Below are 21880 nucleotides of genomic sequence, written 5' to 3' on the forward strand. Positions count from 1 at the left end.
CGCTGCCAGCCCGTGCAGGGCGCAGCCGCGAGACGATGCCGATTTCCGCATAAGGGAGAACACCACACGTGAGTGACAACACCGAAGAACCGCAGGACCCGCAGGGCGGGCCGTCCGAGGCCGTTGAGGGCGTCGTCGTCGAAGAGGTCGTGACCACCGACCGGATCCGGCAGATCGACCTGCAGACCGAGATGAAGCGGTCCTACCTGGACTACGCGATGGCAGTGATCGTGGGCCGCGCGCTGCCCGATGTGCGCGACGGGCTCAAGCCGGTGCACCGCAGGGTGCTCTACGCGATGTACGACGGCGGCTACCGCCCGGACCGCTCCTTCAACAAGTGCGCCCGCGTGGTCGGCGACGTGATGGGCAACTATCACCCCCACGGCGACTCGGCGATCTACGACGCCCTGTCCCGGCTGATCCAGGACTGGGTGATGCGCTACCCGCTGGCCACCGGCCAGGGCAACTTCGGCAACCCCGGCGACGACGGCCCGGCGGCCCCTCGTTATACCGAGACCAAGATGGCCCAGCTGGCCATGGAGATGGTCCGGGACATCAACGAGAACACCGTCGACTTCCAGGACAACTACGACGGCAAGCAGCAGGAACCCGTCGTGCTGCCCTCGCGCTTCCCGAACCTGCTGGTCAACGGCTCCTCCGGCATCGCGGTGGGCATGGCCACCAACATTCCTCCGCACAACCTGCGCGAGGTCGCCGACGGCGTGAAGTGGTATCTGCAGAACCCGCAGGCCAGCCGCGAAGAGCTGCTCGAGGCGCTGCTGCAGCGGATCAAGGGCCCCGACTTCCCCACCGGCGCACAGATCCTGGGCACCCGTGGGATCGAAGAGGCCTATCGCACCGGCCGCGGATCGATCACGATGCGCGCAGTGGTCAGCGTCGAGGAGCTCCAGGGACGCACCTGCCTGGTGGTCACCGAGCTGCCCTACCACGCGAACCCCGACAACCTGGCCCGAAAGATCGCGCTGCTGGTCAAGGACGGCAAGGTCTCCGGGATCGCGGATCTGCGCGATGAATCCTCCGGACGCACCGGCCAGCGCCTCGTCGTCGTGCTCAAGCGCGATGCCGTGGCCAAGGTGGTGCTGAACAACCTCTACAAGCACACCCAGCTGCAGGAGAACTTCTCCGCGAACATGCTGGCCCTGGTCGACGGCGTGCCGCGCACGCTGAGCCTGGACGCCTTCGTCCACCACTGGGTCACCCACCAGATCGACGTGATCGTCCGGCGCACCCAGTTCCGGCTCGACAAGGCCCAGCGTGAGGCCCACATCAAGATCGGGCTGCTCAAGGCTCTGGACGACCTGGACCGCGTGATCGCCACGATCCGCGCCTCCTCCACCGTCGACGAGGCCCGGCAGAACCTGAAGTCTCTGCTGGAGATCGACGACGACCAGGCCCAGGCCATCCTCGACATGCAGCTGCGCAAGCTGGCCGCCCTGGAGCGCCAGCGCCTGCAGGACGAGTACGACGAGCTGATGAAGATGATCGAGGACTTCCAGGACATCCTGGCCTCAGAGGATCGCCAGCGTCGGATCATCAGCTCTGAGCTGGACACCATCGTGGACAAGCACGGCGATGACCGCCGCACCCACATCCAGCTGGGCTACGACGGTGACATGTCCATGGAGGATCTGATCCCCCAGGAGGACGTGGTCGTCTCGATCACCCGCGACGGCTACGTGAAGCGGACCAAGATCGACAACTACCGCGCCCAGCACCGAGGCGGCAGGGGAGTCCGCGGCGCCCAGCTGCGCACCGACGACATCGTCGAGCACTTCTTCGTGACCACCACGCACCACTGGATCCTGTTCTTCACCAACCTCGGCCGGGTCTACCGCACCAAGTGCTACGACCTGATCGAGTCCGGTCGCGATTCCAAGGGACAGCACGTGGCCAACATCGTGGCGTTCCAGCCCGATGAGCACATCGCCGGCGTGCTGCCGCTGCGCACCTATGAGGATGCCCCTTACCTGGTGCTGGCGACGAAGCGCGGACTGGTGAAGAAGACCGTGCTCACCGACTACGACACTCCCCGCCAGGCAGGCGTGATCGCGATCAACCTGCGCGAGGACGACGAGCTGGTCTCCTCCAAGCTGATCTCGTCCGCCGATGATCTGATGCTGGTCTCCCGCAAGGGCCAGTCGCTGCGCTTCACCGCCACCGACGAGGCGCTGCGACCCATGGGTCGCGCCACCTCGGGCGTCACCGGCATGAAGTTCCGCGAGGAGGACGAGCTGCTGGCCGCCGACGTGGTGACCGAGGACTCCTATGTGTTCGTCGTCACCGAGGCCGGCTATGCCAAGCGCTCCGATGTCAGCGAATACCGGGTCCAGGGCCGCGGCGGCCTGGGCATCAAGGTGGGCAAGCTGGTGGAGGACCGTGGTGACCTGGTCGGCGCCATGGTCGTCGAGGACGACGACGAGGTCCTGGTCGTCATGGAATCCGGCAATGTGGTCCGGTCTCCCGTCTCAGGCGTGCCCTCCAAGGGCCGTGACACCATGGGGGTCATCTTCGCGAAGCCGCGCAAGAAGGACCGCATCCTCAAGGTCGCACGCAACTCCGGGGTGACCCTGGCCGCCACGGGTGAAGCCGAGGGTGCAGCTGAGGGTGCAGCTGAGGCCACGACGTCGGAGCCCGGGACACCAGGTGCTGCCGCCGGCGAAGCTGAGCGTCCCGACGCGGCCGATGCAGTAGCGTTGGTCCCTGATGAAGCGGACCGGGATGAATCGGACCGAGACGATGCCTGATGGAGGACTTCAGTGAGCGCAAGCAACGGCGCAGGTAATTCAGGGAGCCAGACGGGCTCCTCCGCGGCGCGGCCGGCCAACCGGTTCCCCGCGCCTCGGCCGCGTGCCCAGGCCGCTGGCGGAGCCACCACATCCCCCCGTCCCCAGGCGGAGAAGGCCGGGGCCCCCAAGCCGCGACCGACTGCCGGGGCACGCCCCAGCGGGCAGGGAGCACGTCCGGCTCAGGGTCAGCGCCCCACCGGTAGTCGTCCCCAGCCCGGCCTGGTGCGACCGACGCCCAAGGCGAAGGTGCGCAAGGCGCGGCTGCTGATCTCCAAGGTCGACCCCTGGTCGGTGCTGAAGATGAGCTTCCTGCTCTCGGTGGCCCTGGGCATCATGACCGTGGTCGCGGCGGTCACGCTGTGGACCGTCATGGACGTCTCGGGGATCTTCAACCGAGTCAACGAGCTTCTCGGCCAGATCCTCGGCACCGAGGGCGGCGGCGGGTCCTTCCGGGTCGAGGAGCTTGTGACCATCACGCAGGTCGCGGCCTTCGCCACGATCATCGCCGTGGTCAACGTGGTGCTGCTGACCGTGCTCTCGATGCTCGCTGCAGTGCTGTACAACCTCTCCGCCTCCCTGGTGGGCGGCGTGGGAGTCACGCTCACCGACGACTGAGCGCTCCGGCTCCACGATTTGGCGGGGTCGCAGGGTGCAGGGTAACGTGTAGTGGTCGCCCTCGCGGGGGTGACGCACCTGAAACAAGGTGTCCGGGCGTATAGCTCAGGCGGTTAGAGCGCATCGCTGATAACGATGAGGTCGGAGGTTCAAGTCCTCCTACGCCCACCCCGGACTCCAAGGAGGGAAACATGAAACGCATCGTCTTTGTGGCTCTCTCCGTGGCGGGGATCCTCGGTTATCGCCAGTGGCGACGAGCCGAGGACACCCGGCAGGTCTGGTCTCAGGCCACAGACTCGCTCTGATAACCTGAGAAGCACCTTTGGGGGCATGGCGCAATTGGTAGCGCACCTGCTTTGCAAGCAGGGGGTTAGGGGTTCGAGTCCCCTTGCCTCCACCAGAGGATCTGAATCGGAAGAGGCTCCCCGCACTTGAAGTGCGGGGAGCTTTTTCGTGTCCTGGGCCGGGCCCGGCGACCGTGGAGCTTCCTGTCACCGCATGCGTCTCTCGGTGCGGTCTGGTGGTTCACGCTGGGGGCCCTGTCTCGATGTGTCTTCCGGCGAGGCGGACCACGGCGGCGACGAGATCGCTCACCCCGGGCTCCTCGATCGGGAAATGCCCGCATCTGCGCAGCATCACAGCCTCGGTCGGGGCCGCGATCCGCAGCAGGAACCGCATGCTCAGCTGCACGGGGGTCCAGGCGTCGTGTGTGGGGTGAAGGAGGGTCACCGGTGTGGTCATCTCCGCCCCGGGGACATGGTCATAGTTCAGGAATGAGCTGAGAAACCCCACCGGTATTCGGGCGCCTCCGCCCAGCGGATCCGAGGCGCACAGTTCGGCCAGGTCCGGGTCCCGGCTCATCTTTGCGAAATCAGCCACGGCGCGCATCGGCACCCTCATCTGTGCGGCTCCTCCGGGGATGAGGCGGGTGAGCTGAGCGCCGGCGACGGCCAGGGGACCGAAGCGGGTCAGCCTCGCCCGGACGCGCCAGTCCTGCGGATCCAGCAGGGAGGTCGCGCCGACCGCGGCCACGTGCGGTGATCTGGCTGCCGCCTCGTAGGCGAGCATCCCGCCCATGCTCGCACCGAGCAGGATCAGCGGTCGGTCGTCGTGCTCGGCGTCGAGAAGGTCGACCAGCAGCCGGACCCAGGTCTGATACCGCACGGCGCCCGGGTCCAGGCTGAGCGTCCTGCCATAGAGCGGGAGATCCACGGCGGCGACGTCCAGGCCCTGCGCGGCGAGCAGCGAGGTGATCGGCCAGAGCGCCCCGCTGTGCCCGCCGCCGCCGTGGATCACCAGCACCCGGACCGCCGGCCTGGGCGGCTTGGGCGGGTCTGCGCCGACGGACCCATCGGCCGGTGCGGCGAGAGCTGCAGCCAGCGGCGCGGGGCGGGCGATGTGCACCTGGTGATCCTGCCAGCGCCACCATGTGCTCACCCGCGGATGGGTGGCTGCCGCATGGTGTGCCGGATCGAGAAACACCGCATAGGCCTCGGTCGTCACGGGCACACGGTATCAACAGGAGACGGTCCTTCACAGGAGACTCCGGCCAGGACCTGCCGCACGCGGTCTACCCCCGGGACCCGATTGCGCTATAGTCTCGATCTATCGGTCCGATCTAAAGTCTGAAGAGGTGCCTGACACAGGTGTACGAGTTACAACGCGCAGTACTCCGCCGGCGACGATCTCGCCCCCCGAGTACTGCGAACGCAGGGCAAGCTGAACTCCGCAGGTGCACGATGGTGGTGACCCGGTGATCGAATTCTTGCTTCTGCTGCTGGGCATCCTCGTCATCCTGGTCATCATTGCCGCCAACGGCTACTTCGTGGCCCAAGAATTCGCGTACATGTCCGTGGACCGCAATAAGCTGCGGGCACTGGCCGCCGGAGGCGATAAGTCCGCACAGCGCGCGCTGGACGTCACCGGTCGCACCTCCTTCATGCTCTCCGGAGCCCAGCTGGGCATCACCGTCACCGGTCTGCTCGTGGGCTATGTCGCAGAGCCGCTGGTGGGGGAGAGCCTGGGTGTTCTGCTGGGCGGCATCGGCGTCCCCGCGGCGCTGGGGATCGCGGTCGGCACGATCATCGCTCTGGCCGCCTCCACCATCGTGCAGATGATCTTCGGTGAGCTCTTCCCGAAGAACTACGCCATCGCGAATCCGACCCCGTTGTCGCTGGCCCTGGCGCGGTCCACGAAGCTCTATCTCGCCGCCTTCGGCTGGCTGATCTGGATCTTCGATGTCTCTGCGAACGCGCTGCTGAAGCTGTTGCGGATCGAGCCGGTGCACGACGTGGAGTCCAGCGCCACCGCGAAGGACCTCGAGCACATCGTGACCAGCTCGCATGAGAGCGGAGACCTCGCCGAGGAGATGTACCTGACCCTCGACAGGATCCTGGACTTCCCGGATCACGACGTCGAGCACGCCATGATTCCGCGGTCCCGCACCGGGCTGATCCACCCGGACACCACGCTGGGCGAGATCCGCGCTCTCATGGCCCAGGAGCACACCCGCTACCCGGTGGTCGACATGCATGACGAACCCGTCGGCGTCGTCCATCTCGTAGACCTGCTGGGCACCAAGTTCACCGATGCGGCCGCTGCGACCGAGATCATGCGCGCCCCGGTGATCGTGCCGACGCTGATGCCGCTGCCTGAGGCAGTGCGGACGCTGCGTGATGCCAACGCCAAGCTCGCCTGCGTCATCGACGAATACGGCGGCTTCACCGGCGTGGTGACCATGGAGGATCTTGCGGAGGAGATCCTCGGCGAGATCACCGACGAGCACGACGACGAGGAGCCCGCCGGCATCGAACATGTCGGTGAGAACCACTGGCGCGTCGATGGTGATCTGCACCTGGACGAGGTGGAGCGCGTCATCGGCCAGGACTTCCCCGAAGGCGACTACGAGACGCTCTCCGGGCTCCTGATGTCCCAGGAGGGCGCGCTGCTCACCGAAGGCCAGGAGGTCCGGATCGATCTGCCGGCTGAACCCGCCGACTATGGCGAGTCCTCGCCCCCGCAGCGCTGGGTCGACGTCACCGTGATCAGCGTGGACCGCCACGTTCCCGAGTCAGTGCACCTTCGCCTGACCGAACATTTCGAGGAGGAACGATGAGCGACTGGCTGATCCCCACCATTGCAACCATCGCCATCATTGCCATCTCCGCCTTCTTCGTCATCCTTGAGTTTGCGCTGCTGGCTGCCCGCCGCCACCGCCTGGAGGAAGAAGCAGAACACAGCCGTTCGGCGCGCGCCGCGCTGCGCGGTCTCAACGAGCTCACGGTGATGCTCGCCGGAGCCCAGCTGGGCATCACGGCGTGTACCTTCGCGCTGGGCGCGGTCAGCAAACCCGCTGTCGACTACGCACTCACCCCGATCTTCGAGTCGTGGAACATGCCGCTGTGGGCCGCCGACGTGCTCGCCTTCGCGCTGGCTCTGTTCCTGATGACCTTCCTGCACCTGGTGGTCGGCGAGATGGCTCCGAAATCCTGGGCCATCGCGCATCCGGAGCGGGCTGCGAAGCTCGTCGCGCTCCCGGCCCAGGTGATCCTCTGGGTCTTCCGGCCCCTGCTGCTCTGGATCAACGGCATCGCCAACCGCCTTGTCGCGGCCAGCGGAATCATCCCGGTGGACCGTGCGGCGGCGGGCGGCTACGACTCCGACACGATCCGGCATCTGGTCGAGCACTCCACCCGGACCGGCACGCTGGATCAGGCCTCGGCCTCGCAGATCTCCCGGGTCATCGACCTCGAGACGCTCACCGTCGACGATGTGATTGCCGCGCGAACCCGTCAGGAGACCACTACGGTGCCCGCTTCGGCCACGGCGGCTGATGTGCAGGCCGCGGCCCAGCGCACCGGGCACCTGCGGATTCTGATCATCCCCGAGACCGGCACGAACCCGCTGGTGGTCCATGTGCGGGACACGCTCACCGTTGAGCCGGGGCACCCGGTCAGCGAACTGGCCCGCCCTGCGCTGGTCGTGTCCACCGGAGCTTCCGTCTATGACGCGTTCCAGACCATGCGTGAAGCCGGCGAACAGCTGGCAGTGGTGTACTCCGACGGCGTCCTTGCTGGGGCGATCACCTGGAACGACATCCTCAAGCGGATGTGGCCCACCATGGAGGAGCAGTGGAGCGAGTCAGAGGCCGCTGCCGACTCCGGTCCGCACGGGGCGGCCGCACGACGCTGAGCAGCAGCAGCTCGGCGGCCCGGCTGGATCATCCAGCGGAACATGACGATGACGCCGAAACCACGGTCTGTGGTTTCGGCGTCGTCGTATCTGCTGTGAAAGCCCAGATCAAAAGGTTATCCACAGGGTTTATCCACAGTGTGTATAAGTTACACAGGTGTGATTCCCCAGGTCAGCACGCTATCCACAGGTTTCTGTGAATTGTGCACAAAACTGTGGATTAGTCCTGCACAGCCTGGGGAGGAAGCGGAGTGGTTCATGCGTAGGGATTCACCAGGGTCATGCCCAGGCCGGTGAGCAGCACCAGGACCACGGCGATGCAGAGCAGCCCGAAGCCCTGCCAGCGCGCGCGTCGGCGCGCGTCCTGGCGCCGGTCGGTGGAGGAGCGGGCCGGGGCCTTGGAGAACACCAGGGCGCACAGCGCGCCGATGACGAGTCCACCGAAATGCCCCTGCCAGGAGATGCCGGGAATCACGAAGCTGACCACCACGTTGATCGCGATCAGCGCCAGGATTCCGCCGGTCTGGGAGCCGGTGGCGCGCATCAGGATGAACAGCGCACCGAAGAGGCCGAAGACTGCTCCGGAGGCGCCGAGCGTGGGGGTCCACGCGGGAGTCAGGAAGAGCACAGCGACAGAGCCGCCGAGAGCGGAGAGGGTCAGCAGGGCGATATAGCGCAGGGGTCCGAGCGCCGGTTCGATGGCCCGGCCGATGAACCAGAGCGCGAACATGTTGAAGAGCAGATGCATGGCGTTGGCCGGAGAATGCACCAGCGCGGAGGTGAGCATCCGCCAGGGCTCGAAAGCCCAGGAAGACGTCTGCAGCGGGGCATACCAGAGGGCCCCGGTGACGGGGTCAGGGTTCGCGTCGGTGACGGCGCTGCCGAGCAGCTGCAGGGAGAAGAGCAGGACGCAGAGCCCGATGACGGTGAAGGTGACCACCGGGCGCTGATCGTCGCGCAGCACGGCACCGAACTGGGAGCGCGCCGGGGGCCGGCGGCGTTGGAACTCATCCCTGGCCCGGGCCAGGCAGTCCACACATTGGAAGCCGACCGGGGCCTCCCGCAGACACTCCGGACAGGCCGGCCGCTCACAGCGTTGACACTGCACGGTGGCGGGCCTGTCCGGGTGCTGCGGACAGAATGTTGCGTTGATCGGTCTAGATCCTCAGAGCTTCTCGATGTCGATCTTCTCGATGACGACATCTTCCTTCGGACGGTCCCGGTTGTCGGTGGGGACAGTGTTCAGGGCGTCGACGATCTTCTGCGAGGCGGGATCAGAGACCTCGCCGAAGATGGTGTGCTTGCCCTGCAGCCAGGTGGTGGCCACCGAGGTGATGAAGAACTGGGACCCGTTGGTGCCCGGTCCTGCGTTGGCCATGGCCAGCTTGTACGGGGAGGTGAAGTCCAGCTCCGGGTGGATCTCGTCGCCGAACTTGTAGCCCGGGCCGCCGACGCCGAGGCCCAGCGGGTCTCCGCCCTGGATCATGAAGTCGGAGATGATCCGGTGGAACACGGTGCCGCTGTAGAGCGGGGTGTCGACCATCTTCTCGCCGGACTCGGGGTGGGTCCACTCGCGCTCACCGGTGGAGAGACCGACGAAGTTGTCCACGGTCTTGGGAGCGTGGTTCCCGAAGAGCTCGACGAGGATCTCGCCCTGGGAAGTACGGATAGTTGCCTTGTGTGTTGCGATAGCACTCATGGACCCCATTCTCTCACTCTTGGTGGCGCGCGGTGCCAGCTGGGGGGATGATGAAGGGATTGGCCGTGCCATAGCAGGTCACGGAGAGACCACGTAAGCTGAAGCCAGCAACCGATCCGAATTCGGAGGACATGCATGTTCGGCAAGAAGAAGAAGCGGAACCACGGCTGGGAGCACCTGGTGCTCGCAGGGGTCGAGACCGCACGTGATTGGACCGCCCCCAAACTGGGTGCGGCAGCAGATTGGGCCGAGGACACCTACCGCAAGGGTGCCCCGAAGGTGCACGATGCTTCGGGTCGCGCACTGACGGCGGTCAACGACAGCGCCTCAGTGGCCGGCAAGAAGATCAAGGAATACTCCTCGGTCGCCGGAGGCGGCATCTCGTCCCAGTACGAGAAGCTCCCCCCACAGGCCAAGGCTGAGGTGACCAAGATCCTCTCCAAGTACGACACTGCCAAGACGCAGTTCACCTCGGAGTACGTCCCTGCCACCTCGGCGAAGCTGGGCGGCTATGCGGACAAGACCGCGAAGCTGATCCACCGCGCTGAGCTTGATCCCCGCGTCGAGAAGGCGCTGATCAAGGCCACCGGTGACAAGAAGATCGTCAAGAAGCTGCGCAAGAGCTCCGAGCGCTACGCGAAGGACGCTGCCAAGACGCTGAAGAAGCACCAGCGCTCCAACAGCCGCAAGAAGGGTCTGCTGGTCTTTGGACTGGTGGCCGCGGCCGTGACGGCGGGGGTGGCCGCATGGCGCGCCAGCCAGCCGGTGGAGGATCCGTGGAAGAAGCCTGCGCCGGTCACCCGGCCAGCGACCTCCTCCACGGCAGCTCCCAAGCCGGTGACCTCGGCTCCCAAGCCAGCCGCCTCGGCTTCGCAGCCCGCAACATCGGCGCCGAAGCCGGCTGCCCAGGGCGGTTCGGCTGCGCCGAGCACCGTCGCTGGCACCCCGGCCGCCGCGCCGAAGGCGACTCCCGATGCCCCCAAGACCTCCGGTGCGCCGGAGTCCAAGGCGGGGCCCTCGGGAGTGACCAACGTCAACGCGCAGAATGCTGACGAGGCCAAGGGCAAGAACGTTCCCTCACCGAAGCCGGCCACCTGAGCCGAGCGTCGACTGAGAACGTAGATACACAAGAGCGGACCTGGCGTGATCGTCAGGTCCGCTCCTGTGTGTCGTGCTGTCTGCGCCGACGCGTGTCGGGCTCCTGCTGGGCCTGCGCGGGCACTCAGCGGATGGGGTTGAGCTTCGCAGCCTTCTCCGCCGCGCCGGTCTGCCCCATGGTCTCGAGCCAGTTGCCCAGCATCCGGTAGCCGCCCTCGGTGAGCACCGACTCAGGGTGATACTGCATGCCCCACAGCGGGGCCGTGCGGTGGGCCAGGCCCATGATGACCCCGTCCTCGGTGCGCGCGGTCACCTCGAGCACCTCAGGAATGGTCTCCGGGGCCACGATCAGGGAATGGTAGCGAGTGGCCACGAAGGTCTCGGGCAGTCCGGCGAAGGAGACGTGCCCGGTGTGGGTGACCGGGGAGGTCTTGCCGTGCATCAGCTGCTCGGCATGGGTGACCGTTGCGCCGAAGGCCTCCCCCAGACCCTGATGCCCCAGACAGACCCCGAGCATCGGCTCCTGGGCCTCGGCGCACCAGCGGATCAGCTCCACCGAGACACCAGCCTCACCGGGGGTGCCGGGGCCGGGGGAGATGAGCACGCCGTCGTGCTCGGCGGCGAGCTTCTTGGCCTCCTCCACCGAGAGATCGTCGTTGCGGATCACCGTGGCCTCGGCGCCGAGCTCGCGCAGGTACCCGACAAGGGTGTAGACGAAGCTGTCGTAGTTGTCGATGACGAGGATGCGGGCGGGGGTATCGCTCATGCGGGGGTCCCTTCGGCCCGGCCCAGAGCCGGGAAGGTCATCGTTTCAAGCGTGGAGTCATTGAGCGGGCTGTACTGGCTCAGCCACGGGAAGACGAACTGCATCAGGAGGAACACGATACCGGCCACGAGGGCCAGTGCCAGAAGGATCTGCACCACCAGCGGACCGGGAAGCGAGCGGAAGAGCCAGGCATACATCTCAGGAACCTCCCTGGCCGAGCGCAGCCGGCGCCTCGGCGGTCAGTGGTGCGAAGTCGACCAGCTCCGCGTGGGTGATCAGTCGCTCGCGGTTGGAGAAGAGCGGATGACAGGTGGTCAGCGTCAGCAGCGACCGATCAGCCTCTGCCTCCGGCTCGCCGGGGACCGGGAGGATGACCTCGGACTGCTGGGGCAGCACCACATGGGTCTCATAGACCTCATAGGTGTAGTACCCATCGGGGGACTCCACGTAGACCTCGTCCCCGGGAGTCAGGCGGTCCTGATCGCGCAGCACGTCGCCATAGGTGAGGCGGTGTCCGGCTACCGCGAAGTTGCCCGGCTCTCCGGGCAGCTGGGTCTCCGGGTAGTGTCCCAGACCGCCGGTGTTCAGCGTCTGGTCGTCCACTCCGGAGCGGACAGGTGCTGACCAGTCGGCGCCGATGGCGGGGGCGTAGATCATGGCCATGGCCCCGGAGTCCACGGCGGCCATCTTCTCTGGACACGCCGCAGCCTTCCCGTTGGGAAGCTCCTGACAGTCTCGCTGTGACTCCGGCTGCTCCTGCCGTGCCGGGTCAGCGTCCAGCTGTTCGATTCGGGTGTGGAACTCGTCTTCGATGGTCTGGGCCTCGCGATTCGCGTCGAGTCCGGTCCACCAGACCTCCCACACCACGAAGAGCAGCCCCAGCACCCCCAGGGTGATCAGCAGCTCGCCGGCGACACCGAGGATCCGGGCCCCTGTGCTGCGGCCGCGGTGTCCCGACATGAATCCTCCGAAGGTTGAGTGGGGCGACCATCACACCGAAACGGTAGAATGGCACGCAGACCACGGCCGGGCCCCCAGGGGGGCACGGCCGTGAGACCAGGATACCGAACCGAGATCCGTGCCAGACCCAGAGGGGACCGTACCGACGTGGCTGAGTCCAAGCACCGCAAGAACCGCAGGACGCGCGACAAGACCGAGACGAAGAAGTCTCCGCTGAACGACGCCGATCCCAAGGAGGTCAAGGACCTCGAACTCGAGGACGACTCGCTGCCGCTCTGGTACCGGGCGACGATGATCGGGCTGATGATCCTGGGCCTGCTCTGGCTGATCGTCTGGTACATCACCCAGGGCGCCGCCCCGGTGCAGGCCGCCGGCGGCTGGAACGTCATCATCGGCTTCGGCATCACCATGGTCGGCTTCTTCATGACGATGCGCTGGAAGTAGTGCGTCGAGGCATCGACGATGAACTGATGTGAGGACCTAGCGGGGCCGCCGGGTCGCCGTCGTCCGGGCCTTGCGGGTCAGCTCTTCGATCGGCTGGGCAGACCCGGCCGCATCGATCTGCGGCTGGATCGTCTCGGCGTAGCGGTTCTGAACGGCCTGCGCGATCAGGAAGTCCGCGATCGCCGGGTTCTTCGGCAGCAGCGACCCGTGCAGGTAGCTGCCCACGATGTTCTTCCAGCGCGCGCCCTCGTGTGAGTCCCGGGCGTTGTTCCCCTCGCCCTTGGTGACCCGTGCCAGCGGCTGGACCTCGGGCCCGAGATAGGTCTGTCCGGAGTGGTTCTCGTAGCCGAGGATCTCGCCGAACTCCTTGGACTCGGCCACCACATTGCCGATCAGCCGGGTGTCGGTGCCCTCGGTTCTCAGGTCCAGGAGGCCCACGCCCTTGATCTCCCGGCCCTCCCGGGTGCGGAAGGAGTGCCCGAAGAGCTGGTACAGACCGCAGATCATCAACATCGGGGTGCCGTCCTCGGCCAGGGCGTGGAGCTTGTCACCGATCCGCAGCAGGTCCTGCTGGATCTTGTCCTGACCGCTGTCCTGACCGCCGCCGCCGATGATGATGTCGACCTGCTCCGGGAACTCATCCTCCGGGTCGTAGCTGTGCAGGATCGGCTCATAGCCGCGCCACTGCAGACGTCGCTGGAGCACCAGCGCATTGCCGAAGTCTCCATAGATGTTCATGTCCCGGGGGTAGAGCTGGAGCACGTGGATGGGCTTGGACTCTGCCATCAGAAGGCCTCGACTTCGGTATAGGCGCCAAGCCGCTTTCGCAGCCCGAGCATGGCGGTGTAGGTGCAGAAGATCCGGGCGGGCTTCCCGGGATTCTCCTCGAGGAAGCGGGTGAGCGCGAGCGACAGGTCAGGCTCCACCGCGTCGAAGTCGACCTCGTCGTATTTCAGCCGCAGAGCCATGTCGTAGGCGCGCACTCCGGAGATCATCCGCACGCCCTCCTCCGCGAGCGAGGCGAATTCCACGTCCCAGAGCCAGCTCATGTCCCGGCCGTCGGCGTAGTTGTCGTTGATCGCGATCATCGTGGCCACACCGCCGGCAGGGAAGGAGCTCAGTCCGAGCCGGAATCCGGAGGGGTTCTTCACCAGCACCAGGTCCAGCGGACGTCCCTGCACGGTGAGGCTCTCGCCACGTCCGAAGGCCGGAGAGACCTTGGAGAGGGAGTCGATGAGCGCCGGGGCGTCCACGGTGTCGCCCAGCGCCTGGCGGACCACCGCCATCGCGGCCGCAGCGTTGAAGGTGTTGTAGGCGCCGTTGACGGTCAGTGAGGTGGTCACCGACTCGCCGTCGACGGTGAACCGGCCACCGCCCTCGATGAGCTCTTCGAGGACGACATCGGCGTGCGGGTGATCCGCCGCGGTCGCGGGTCCTGAGTGGAAGTCATCGTCGCTGGGGAAGTGGCCGCGCAGCGACTCGCTGAGCCCGAAGTAGTCGACCCGCTGGGCGCCCAGGGTCTCAGCGATGGCCCGGACCCGGGGGTCCTCACGGTTGAGCACCACGGCCTCGACCGTGTGCTGGGCGATGGTGCGCAGCATCCCTGCGGTGGTGTCGATCTCCCCGAAACGGTCCAGCTGATCACGCATGACATTGAGCAGCAGGCTGTGGTTGGGGCGCACCGCCTTGACGAAGTGCACCGCGTGGGCCTCATCGAGCTCCAGCACCGCAATGTCGGCGTCCAGCTTCCCGGAGAGCTTGACCTCTTCGAGGATCGAGGCGACGACGCCGCGGGTGAAGTTGGAGCCGCTGCGGTTGGTGAAGACCTTCAGACCCTGGCCCTGCAGCAGCTCCACGACCATCTTGGTGGTCGTGGTCTTCCCGTTGGTCCCCGACACGACGATGACCCCGCGCGGGAGCCGGTGCAGCGTGCGGGCGAGGAAATGCGGGTCGAGCTTCTCGACGACCAGTCCTGGGAAGGCCGACCCGCCGCCGCCGCGCAGCTTCGTCACGGTGCGGGCGGCCCGACCGATGAGCACCGAGCCGGCCGAGCCCAGAGCCGTGCCGAGGTTTCGCGGTGAGAAGGAGAGTCTGGACATGGCGCTGATTATTTCATCTCATTTCTGGGGTGCCGCGCAGGTCGGTGCCGCGCGGTGGTCGAGGAGGTGGTCCTGGTGGCGGTCCGTGAGGCGCAAGGCGTCTCAGTCGCCGTTGCCGCCGTTGCCGTTGGAGTTCCCGTTCGTGTCCTCCGAGTCTGCTGAGTCATCACCCGCGTTTCCCGGGGATTCCTCGGCGTCGCCGTTGGATCCGCCGTTGGATCCGCCGTTCGCTCCGCTGTTCGCCTCAGGGGATTCCTCCTCTGCGGGGGACTCCTCGGGTGCTTCGGAGTCTTCGTCCGCTGCGTCTTCGTCCTCGTTGCCGGACTCGGCTCCGCCATCGTCGGCTTCCTCAGCGTCCTCACTGGGGGACTCCTCGGGGTCTTCCCTGGGGGATTCACGGTTGTCGCCGTCATCGGTGTCCGGCTCGGGCGCCTCTTCCTCTTCCGGCTCCGGGTCAGGCTCCGGCGCGGGAGCGGGAGCGGGAGCCGGCTCCGGGGCGACCGCGACGACCAGCGTCACGGTGGAGCGCTGCGGGATGGTGTCTCCGGCGACGACGGACGCGCCGCCCACCCGCTGGCCGACGACGGTGTCCTCGGCGTAGTCGGTGCGCTCATCTTCGACGATGGCCACGCTGAGCCCCAGGTTCTCGAGGATCGTCTGGGCCTCGGTGCGGGTGCGGTTGAAGACTCCCGGCATCTCCACCAGACCGGTGGAGAGCACCAGATCCACCTCGGATCCTGGCGCCACCGAGGAACCGGCTTCCGGGTCGGTGCTGATCAGCATGTCTTCCCCGATGCTGGGGTGATTCTCCTGGCTGATCTCGCCCACCTCCAGTCCCACCTCGTCCAGCGCCTCACGCACCTCCTCCTCGGAGGAGCCCTGCAGACCGTCGGGGATGCGCACGCTCTGCGGCCCGGTGGAGATGTAGAGCACCACGGCGCTGTCAGGAGCCACCGCGGTCTCTGCCTCGGGGTCGGTGCGGATCGCTAGGTCTTCCTCGATCTCGGGGTGAGCCTCCGTCTCCACGGTGGGGTTCAGGTTCAGCGCGGTCAGCTCCGCCCGCGCGTCCTCCTCGGTCATCCCGGTCACATCGGGGATGGAGACCTCGGGGCTGTCGAGCATGTTCATCAGCGCCCAGGTGCCGCCGCCTGCCAGCGCGAGGATCAGCAGCGTCCAGATCAGGATCAGGCCGCCACGACGACGACGCGGTCGTTCCTGAGGCTGGTCGTGGCTCTGATAGAGGTCGGGGTCCTCCGGGGTGCGCGCGGAGAGCTGGGTGGCCGGTGCGACGCCGCCGGCGGCGAGGACCTGATTGAAGTCCTGCCGGCCGCCGACGGCCGCCATCGCCGCGGTGGGGTGGTCGTCGTCGTCCACGCCGATGCCGATCAGCGCCTTCTGGATGGCCTGGTTGAACTCTTCGGCGGTCTGGAACCGGAACGCGGGATCCTTGGTCAGGGCCTTGCCGACCACTGACTCCATCGCCGGGCTGACCTGGTGGTTGAAGTCGCTCACCAACGGTGGGGCCTCGCGCACATGCTGGTAGGCCACCGAGACGGGGGACTCGCCCTGGAAGGGCGGACGGTTGGTCAGCAGCTCGAAGAGCACGCAGCCGGCCGAGTAGAGATCAGACCGGTGGTCCACCACTTCGCCGCGCGCCTGCTCAGGGGAGAGGTACTGGGCGGTGCCGACCACGGCGGAGGTCTGGGTCATGGTCGAGGCGGAGTCAGCCAGGGCTCGGGCGATCCCGAAGTCCATCACCTTGATCTGTCCAGTCTGGGAGACCATCACATTGGAGGGCTTGATGTCGCGGTGGACGATGCCCTTCTCGTGGCTGTAGCCCAGTGCGCCGAGGATCCCGTGCATATAGCCGGCCGTCTCCCGCTCGGAGAGCGGCTTGTTCAGCGCATGGTCGATCTTCGACTGCAGCTGGGAGCCGACCTGCGCGGCGGGGAGGTGGTCCTCGCCGTCGTGGACGCGGCCCGTGTCGCCCAGGGCCAGGACGTCGTCGTCGGGCTCACCGGGCGGCGGTGCATGGTTCGTCTCCCCGGCGATCCGGGTCTGCTCATCATCGACGTCTGCGGTGTCGGTGATGCGCGGAGTGCCATGCAGGATATGGCGCAGGGTGACCCCGTCGACATATTCCATGACGATGTAGGGAGTCTTGATCTCGTGGTGTGCCTGGTCCTCGACCTCGGCGCGGCCGGAGTCATACACGGCCACGATGTTGGGGTGGTTCAGCGAGGCCGACGACTGGCCCTCGCGGCGGAAGCGGCCCTGGAACTGGGGATCGCGGGCCAGGTCGGGGCGCAGCATCTTGACCGCGACCTTGCGATCCAGCGTGAGGTCATGGCCCAGGTACACATCAGCCATCCCGCCGCGTCCGATCAACGAGGTGATTCGGTAGCGGTTATTGAGGACGCGCTCAGCAGTCTCGGTCATATCTCGGTTCCTGTCTCCGATCCTGACCCATCCTCGGCTGAGAAGCCAGCCCGATCGGGATCCTCGGTGCCCTCGGCACCGGATTCGCCGCCGGCCTGCCCGTCCTGGGGTGACTCGTCCTCGACCACGTCGGACTCCGTCGGCTCCGGCTGGGTCGCCTCGGGGTCCTCAGCGTCGTCCTGGTCCTCGGGCGAGGGGGATGGGGCGGGAGTCGGCGTGGGGGCCGGGGAGGTGTCCTGCTCGGGCTCCTCCTCCTGCTGACCGGTGCCGTTCTGCCCGTCGCCGTCCTGCTGGTCCTGGCCGTTCTGACCCTGATCATTCTGGCCGGGGGCCGGGTCCTGGTTCTCAGGCACGGTGTCATTCGAGACGGCGGAGTAGAACACGGTGACCGTGGACCCCACCGGGACGCTGCCCGACGGTGCCACCCCGGTGACCACGCCCGTGGGCTCGCCTGACTCCACGGGTTCGGCCTGGACCTGGAGCCCAGCGTCCTGCAGCCGTGCGGTGACCTCCTCCAGGGAGAGTCCCAGGAAGTCGCTCTCGGTGATCTCGACCGTCTCGGCGCCGGGGATGAAGGTCTCGGTGACCGTCGGCGTCGGGCTCGGCTCGTCCTCGCCGCCGTTGCCGCCGAACCGCGGGAACAGCCATGAGCCGATCAGGGCCAGCAGGACCAGCACCAGCAGTGCGATGAGCGGCCAGTACCACCGTCGACCCCCATGGAGTCGGCGCGGCTCCTTCTCCGCTCCGGCCTCGGAACCAGCCGTGGGCGCGCTGGGGCGCGGGTGTGCGCCGCCGGTCGCGGCGGGGGCGGCTCCCTGCTGGGCGGTGTGCTCGGCGGCCTCGGCAGGCTGCTCCGGCGTGCGCGCCGACGGGGCCCGGCTGCTGCCGGGGACGACGGCGGTCGGTGTGGTGTCGGTTCGTGGGATGGCGGTGGTCGCATCCGCGTCGGGCTCGGCGCCGTCCATATGGGCTGCCATGGCGGGAACTGCCTTCAGCGCAGACTCCGTGTCATGGCGCAGCAGGGCGTCGGCTGCTTCGGCGAGCTTGGTCGCGGTGAGCGGTCGCTTGCTGGGGTCCTTCTCCAGCATCGACATGATCAGCGCCCGCACCGGCTCAGGGACGGTGTCCGGCAGCGCCGGCGGCGGCTCGTTGACCTGTTTCAGCGCGATGGCGATCTGCGATTCGCCGGTGAACGGGCGGTGCCCGACCAGCGCTTCGTAGCCGATGATGCCCAGTGCGTAGATGTCCGAGGAGCCGGTGGCGTGCTGGCCGGTGGCCTGCTCCGGGGAGAGGTACTGGACCGTGCCCATCACCTGTCCGGTGGCGGTCAGCGGCACCTGATCGGCCAGTCGGGCGATGCCGAAGTCGGTGATCTTCACCCGCCGGGTGGGGGTGATCAGCAGGTTGCCGGGTTTCACGTCGCGGTGGACCAGGCCCTGGTCGTGGGCGACCTGCAGGGCGCGGCCGGTCTGGGCGAGGATCGAGAGGGTCTTCTCCCAGGAGAGCGTCTTGTCCGTCTCGAGCAGGACCGAGAGCGGACGTCCCGGCACGAGCTCCATGACCAGGTAGCCGGAGCCGGACTGCTCGCCGTAGTCGTAGATGTCAGCGATGCCGGGGTGGTTCAGCAGGGCGGTGTGGCGCGCCTCGGCGCGGAACCGACGCAGGAACGCCTCGTCCCCGGTGTACTCCTCCTTGAGGATCTTGATCGCCACGGTGCGCCCGAGGACCTGGTCAGAGGCCTTCCAGACCTCGCCCATGCCGCCGATGGCGATGCGTTCGGTGAGCTGGTAGCGCTCACCCATCAGGATGCCGACCACAGGCCTCATTCGATCGCCGCCTCGAGCATGGTCAGCAGCTGCGGTCCGGTGAGCGAAGATCCGGTGTCGAAGTCGATCCGCTCGTAGGCCACGGTCACCGCGTACTGCGGATCGTCGGCGGGGGCGAAGCCGGTGATCCAGGAGTTCACCTCTCCGGTGTCGCCGACGTCTGCCGTGCCGGTCTTGGCCGCGACCTGGAAGCTCTCGGTCTGCGCGCGGGTGCCCGTGCCGGACTCGACGACCCCGACCATCATCTCGGTGATCTCGGCGGCCACCTGCTCCGAGGTCACCTCGGAGAGCGTCTCTGGTTCGGAGGTGGAGAGCAGCTGCAGGTCGGAGCCACGGATCGCGTTGACCAGGTTGGGCTTCATCAGGGTGCCGTCGTTGGCGATGGCGGCGGCGACCATGTTCATCTGCAGCGGGGTGGAGGTGACGTCGAACTGGCCGATGGAGGACTGGGCCAGGGCGGCGTCGGAGAGGTCGGTGGGGAAGTTCGAGGTGTCCACGCGCAGCGGGATGCCCAGGCCATCGGAGTTGAAGCCGAAGGCCTCGGCGCTGTCCCTGATCGAGCCCTCGCCGAGGTCCATGGCGGCCTGCGCGAAGGGCGTGTTGCAGGACTGCGCCACGATCCAGGAGAGCTCCGCCTGGGAACGCTGCGCGCAGATGCCGCGATCGAAGTTCGCCAGCTCGGTGTTCGAATCCGGCAGCGTGATCGAGTTCGGGTTGGCCAGGATCGTGTCCGGCTCGTAGTCCCCGGACTCCAGCATCGCCACCAGATCGACGAGCTTGAAGGTGGAGCCGGGGGCGAGGGTGCTGGAGATGGCCCGGGAGATGTAGCGCAGATCCGGGTCGGACTCCAGCTCCTCCTGGTTCTGGATCAGTTGGGTGGAGTCCTGCACGGCGAGAGCATTGTTGTCATAGCTGGGCTTGGCGGCCATGGCCTTGATGTCGCCGGTGGCGATCTCGGTGACGATGATGCTTCCGCGGGTCCCCTCGGGGATCTGGTCGTAGGCGAGCTGCTGCAGCTCGGCGTCGAGGGTCAGCTCGACCTGACCGCCGTCCATCGTGTCGCCGGTGAACACCGAGGTGATCCGGTCGAAGAACTGGCTGTCGGACTGCCCGGAGAGGTACTCGTTGAGCGTGCCCTCCAGTCCGGTGGGGTTCGCGGCGATGGAGTAGGTGCCGGTGATCCCGGAGTAGAGCTCGGGCTCGTGGTAGACCCGCTGGTAGGCGAAGCTGGAGTTCTCCGAGGGGACGGATTCCGCGACGGCGGTGCCGTCCACTGTGATCGCGCCGCGCGGGGCTCCACGGTCCTCATAGACCTGCCGCACGTTGTTGGGGTTGGCATTGAGCTCATCGGTCATCGCCACCTGGATGATGGAGAGCGCGACGAAGAGCGTGAGGAACAGGCCGACCGCGACGACCCAGGTGTGACGAATGGCGTTGTTCATCTCGTCGTCCCTCCCTGCTCAGCTGGCACATGGTCGATGCCGGTGTGATCGTCGTCGTGGCGGTCATGGTGGTCTGGCTGTCGGTGCGCGCCGTGCCGGTGGACGGCGCTCTCGCGCGCCCCCGGCCCCTCGGAGTGCAGTCGCGACTCGATGCCGGAGGAGGATTCCCCGGTCGCGTTGACCATCGGTCCCACGATCACCGGCTGCCGGGCGGAGTGGGAGATCAGCAGCACCAGCGCCACGATCAGCCAGTTAGCCAACAGCGCGGAGCCGCCTGCGGCAAGGAAGGGCGTGGCCAGTCCGGTCAGCGGGATGACTCGGGTGATGCCTCCGACGACGACGAAGACCTGCAGCACCAGGACGACGGCGAGGCCCACGGCGAGCAGCTTGCCGAAGGTGTCGCGGGTGCCGAGCCCGGCGCGCATGTAGCGGCTGAAGAGCAGAAGGTAGAGCAGCAGCATGGCGGAGAGCCCGATGAAGCCGAGCTCCTCGCCGAAGGCGGCGATGATCATGTCCGAGTTAGCCAGCGAGACCATGTTCGGGTTGCCCGAGCCCAGGCCGGTGCCGGCGAGGCCGCCGTGCGCCATGCCGAACAGGCCCTGCACCACCTGATGGGAGCCGCCGAAGGCGCGTTCGTAGATGTCCTGGTCGAAGGCGTTGAGCCAGATCTCGACCCGGTCCCGGAAGTGGGACACGAACCGATAGGCCAGGGCGGCGCCGATGAGCATGAAGACCGAGCCGATTGCGATCCAGGAGAACCGGGAGGTGGCCACGTAGATCACGGCGACGAAGAGGCCGAAGAACATCAGCGCGTTCCCGAGGTCGTTCTGCACCACGAGCACGCCGATGGCGATGATCCAGGCGATGAACATCGGGGCGAGGTCACGCAGCCGGGGGAAGGTCACGGGCCCGAACTTCCGGCCCGCCAGCAGGATCAGATCGCGGTTGTTGGCGAGGAATCCGGCGAAGAACACTGCCAGGGTGATCTTGGCGATCTCGCTGGGCTGGAAGGACAGCGGGCCGAGGTTCACCCAGATCCGGGCGCCGTGCAGCTCCTGGCCCACTCCCGGCACGATCGGCAGGAAGAGCAGCACGACGCTGGCCGCCAAGGAGATGTAGGTCAGCTGCCGGAGTCGACGGTGGTCCTTGAGCAGCCACAGCAGGGCCACGGCGGCCACGATCGAGACCCCGGTCCACATCAGCTGCCGATCGGCGACCCCGGAGTAGGCGGGGGTGAAGTCGAGCCGGTGGATCATCGCGAGGCCCAGCCCGTTGAGGGTCACCACGATGGGAAGGATGAAGGGGTCCGCGTATCTCGCGCGCAGCCGCAGCACCACGTGGAAGGCGAGGACCAGTCCGGCGAAGACGGCGCCTTCGACGTAGTAGTCGGCGGTGATCGGCTCGTCGAGGGCGAGCGCGACCAGCATCTGGGCGCCGATCGCCACAGTCAGGGCCATCAGGAGCAGCACCAGCTCGAGATTCCTGCGGGGCTTG

The 21880-nt window shown here is 67.1% G+C and carries 19 protein-coding genes and 2 tRNA genes; 9 read left to right on the forward strand and 12 right to left on the reverse strand.

What is annotated here, in order from left to right; genetic code table 11:
• Positions 1-68: 68 nt before the first annotated feature.
• From gyrA to LTH93_RS09505, 5 genes are all read left to right on the forward strand, one after another.
• Positions 69-2765 carry a DNA gyrase subunit A gene (gene gyrA / locus LTH93_RS09485; RefSeq protein WP_370642746.1) on the forward strand — a complete coding sequence of 899 codons (2697 nt, stop codon included), beginning with the start codon at positions 69-71 and terminating at the stop codon, positions 2763-2765.
• A gap of 264 nt (positions 2766-3029) precedes the next feature.
• The gene (locus tag LTH93_RS09490; protein WP_370642747.1) at positions 3030-3422 is read left to right on the forward strand and encodes a DUF3566 domain-containing protein; all 393 of its coding nucleotides are present in this window, start codon (positions 3030-3032) and stop codon (positions 3420-3422) included.
• Between the two features lie 94 nt (positions 3423-3516).
• Positions 3517-3590 (forward strand) — tRNA-Ile (locus tag LTH93_RS09495).
• A 23-nt stretch (positions 3591-3613) separates the two neighbouring features.
• Positions 3614-3727: a DLW-39 family protein gene (locus LTH93_RS09500; RefSeq protein ID WP_219886429.1), complete on the forward strand. Its 114-nt coding sequence runs from the start codon at positions 3614-3616 to the stop codon at positions 3725-3727.
• Between the two features lie 19 nt (positions 3728-3746).
• Positions 3747-3822: transfer RNA gene (locus LTH93_RS09505), tRNA-Ala, on the forward strand.
• A 125-nt stretch (positions 3823-3947) separates the two neighbouring features.
• On the opposite strand, the gene LTH93_RS09510 is transcribed toward LTH93_RS09505, so the two are convergent.
• Entirely contained in the window at positions 3948-4925 is a 978-nt protein-coding gene (locus LTH93_RS09510) for an alpha/beta fold hydrolase (protein WP_241470804.1), read from the reverse strand.
• A 250-nt stretch (positions 4926-5175) separates the two neighbouring features.
• Here LTH93_RS09510 and LTH93_RS09515 point away from each other — a divergent pair, with 250 nt between their 5' ends.
• Together LTH93_RS09515 and LTH93_RS09520 are read left to right on the forward strand one after the other, a co-directional pair.
• Positions 5176-6537 (forward strand): hemolysin family protein, encoded by a 1362-nt coding sequence (locus tag LTH93_RS09515; RefSeq protein WP_241470805.1) that lies wholly within the window; start codon positions 5176-5178, stop codon positions 6535-6537.
• Complete coding sequence (locus LTH93_RS09520) at positions 6534-7613, forward strand: CNNM domain-containing protein (RefSeq protein ID WP_241470806.1); 1080 nt, start codon at positions 6534-6536, stop codon at positions 7611-7613. The genes LTH93_RS09515 and LTH93_RS09520 overlap by 4 nt, the downstream gene beginning before the upstream one ends.
• Positions 7614-7869: 256 nt before the next feature.
• On the opposite strand, the gene LTH93_RS09525 is transcribed toward LTH93_RS09520, so the two are convergent.
• Together LTH93_RS09525 and LTH93_RS09530 are read right to left on the reverse strand one after the other, a co-directional pair.
• Positions 7870-8649 carry a rhomboid family intramembrane serine protease gene (locus tag LTH93_RS09525; RefSeq protein ID WP_241470807.1) on the reverse strand — a complete coding sequence of 260 codons (780 nt, stop codon included), beginning with the start codon at positions 8647-8649 and terminating at the stop codon, positions 7870-7872.
• 129 nt (positions 8650-8778) lie between these two features.
• A complete protein-coding gene (locus tag LTH93_RS09530; RefSeq protein WP_274616090.1) occupies positions 8779-9312 on the reverse strand; it encodes a peptidylprolyl isomerase in 534 nt (177 codons plus the stop codon).
• Between the two features lie 135 nt (positions 9313-9447).
• Here LTH93_RS09530 and LTH93_RS09535 point away from each other — a divergent pair, with 135 nt between their 5' ends.
• A complete protein-coding gene (locus LTH93_RS09535; protein ID WP_241470808.1) occupies positions 9448-10410 on the forward strand; it encodes a hypothetical protein in 963 nt (320 codons plus the stop codon).
• Positions 10411-10534: 124 nt separating this feature from the next.
• On the opposite strand, the gene LTH93_RS09540 is transcribed toward LTH93_RS09535, so the two are convergent.
• Genes LTH93_RS09540 through LTH93_RS09550 form a run of 3 tightly spaced genes read right to left on the reverse strand, consistent with a single transcriptional unit; the run spans position 10535 to position 12136 of the window.
• Positions 10535-11176, reverse strand: coding sequence for an aminodeoxychorismate/anthranilate synthase component II (locus tag LTH93_RS09540; protein WP_241465665.1), 642 nt, complete (start codon positions 11174-11176; stop codon positions 10535-10537).
• Positions 11173-11373, reverse strand: a complete 201-nt coding sequence (locus LTH93_RS09545; protein WP_241465664.1) for a hypothetical protein — start codon at positions 11371-11373, stop codon at positions 11173-11175. The genes LTH93_RS09540 and LTH93_RS09545 overlap by 4 nt, the downstream gene beginning before the upstream one ends.
• Position 11374: 1 nt before the next feature.
• Positions 11375-12136, reverse strand: a complete 762-nt coding sequence (locus tag LTH93_RS09550; RefSeq protein WP_241470809.1) for a class E sortase — start codon at positions 12134-12136, stop codon at positions 11375-11377.
• Positions 12137-12283: 147 nt separating this feature from the next.
• Between LTH93_RS09550 and LTH93_RS09555 the strand changes: the two genes are divergently transcribed.
• The gene (locus LTH93_RS09555) at positions 12284-12580 is read left to right on the forward strand and encodes a cell division protein CrgA (protein WP_241465662.1); all 297 of its coding nucleotides are present in this window, start codon (positions 12284-12286) and stop codon (positions 12578-12580) included.
• A gap of 36 nt (positions 12581-12616) precedes the next feature.
• On the opposite strand, the gene LTH93_RS09560 is transcribed toward LTH93_RS09555, so the two are convergent.
• From LTH93_RS09560 to LTH93_RS09585, 6 genes are all read right to left on the reverse strand, one after another.
• Positions 12617-13366, reverse strand: coding sequence for a type 1 glutamine amidotransferase (locus tag LTH93_RS09560; protein ID WP_241470810.1), 750 nt, complete (start codon positions 13364-13366; stop codon positions 12617-12619).
• Positions 13366-14679 (reverse strand): Mur ligase family protein, encoded by a 1314-nt coding sequence (locus LTH93_RS09565; protein WP_241465660.1) that lies wholly within the window; start codon positions 14677-14679, stop codon positions 13366-13368. Before LTH93_RS09565 ends, LTH93_RS09560 begins: the two co-directional genes overlap by 1 nt.
• A gap of 102 nt (positions 14680-14781) precedes the next feature.
• Entirely contained in the window at positions 14782-17118 is a 2337-nt protein-coding gene (locus tag LTH93_RS09570; RefSeq protein WP_255727468.1) for a protein kinase domain-containing protein, read from the reverse strand.
• A complete protein-coding gene (locus tag LTH93_RS09575; RefSeq protein ID WP_241470811.1) occupies positions 17115-18944 on the reverse strand; it encodes a protein kinase domain-containing protein in 1830 nt (609 codons plus the stop codon). The genes LTH93_RS09570 and LTH93_RS09575 overlap by 4 nt, the downstream gene beginning before the upstream one ends.
• Positions 18941-20386 (reverse strand): penicillin-binding transpeptidase domain-containing protein, encoded by a 1446-nt coding sequence (locus tag LTH93_RS09580; RefSeq protein ID WP_241470812.1) that lies wholly within the window; start codon positions 20384-20386, stop codon positions 18941-18943. Before LTH93_RS09580 ends, LTH93_RS09575 begins: the two co-directional genes overlap by 4 nt.
• Positions 20383-21843 carry an FtsW/RodA/SpoVE family cell cycle protein gene (locus LTH93_RS09585; RefSeq protein ID WP_241470916.1) on the reverse strand — a complete coding sequence of 487 codons (1461 nt, stop codon included), beginning with the start codon at positions 21841-21843 and terminating at the stop codon, positions 20383-20385. Before LTH93_RS09585 ends, LTH93_RS09580 begins: the two co-directional genes overlap by 4 nt.
• Positions 21844-21880: the final 37 nt, after the last annotated feature.

This window comes from Nesterenkonia sp. DZ6 (assembly GCF_022565835.1).
Taxonomy (GTDB): Bacteria; Actinomycetota; Actinomycetes; order Actinomycetales; family Micrococcaceae; genus Nesterenkonia.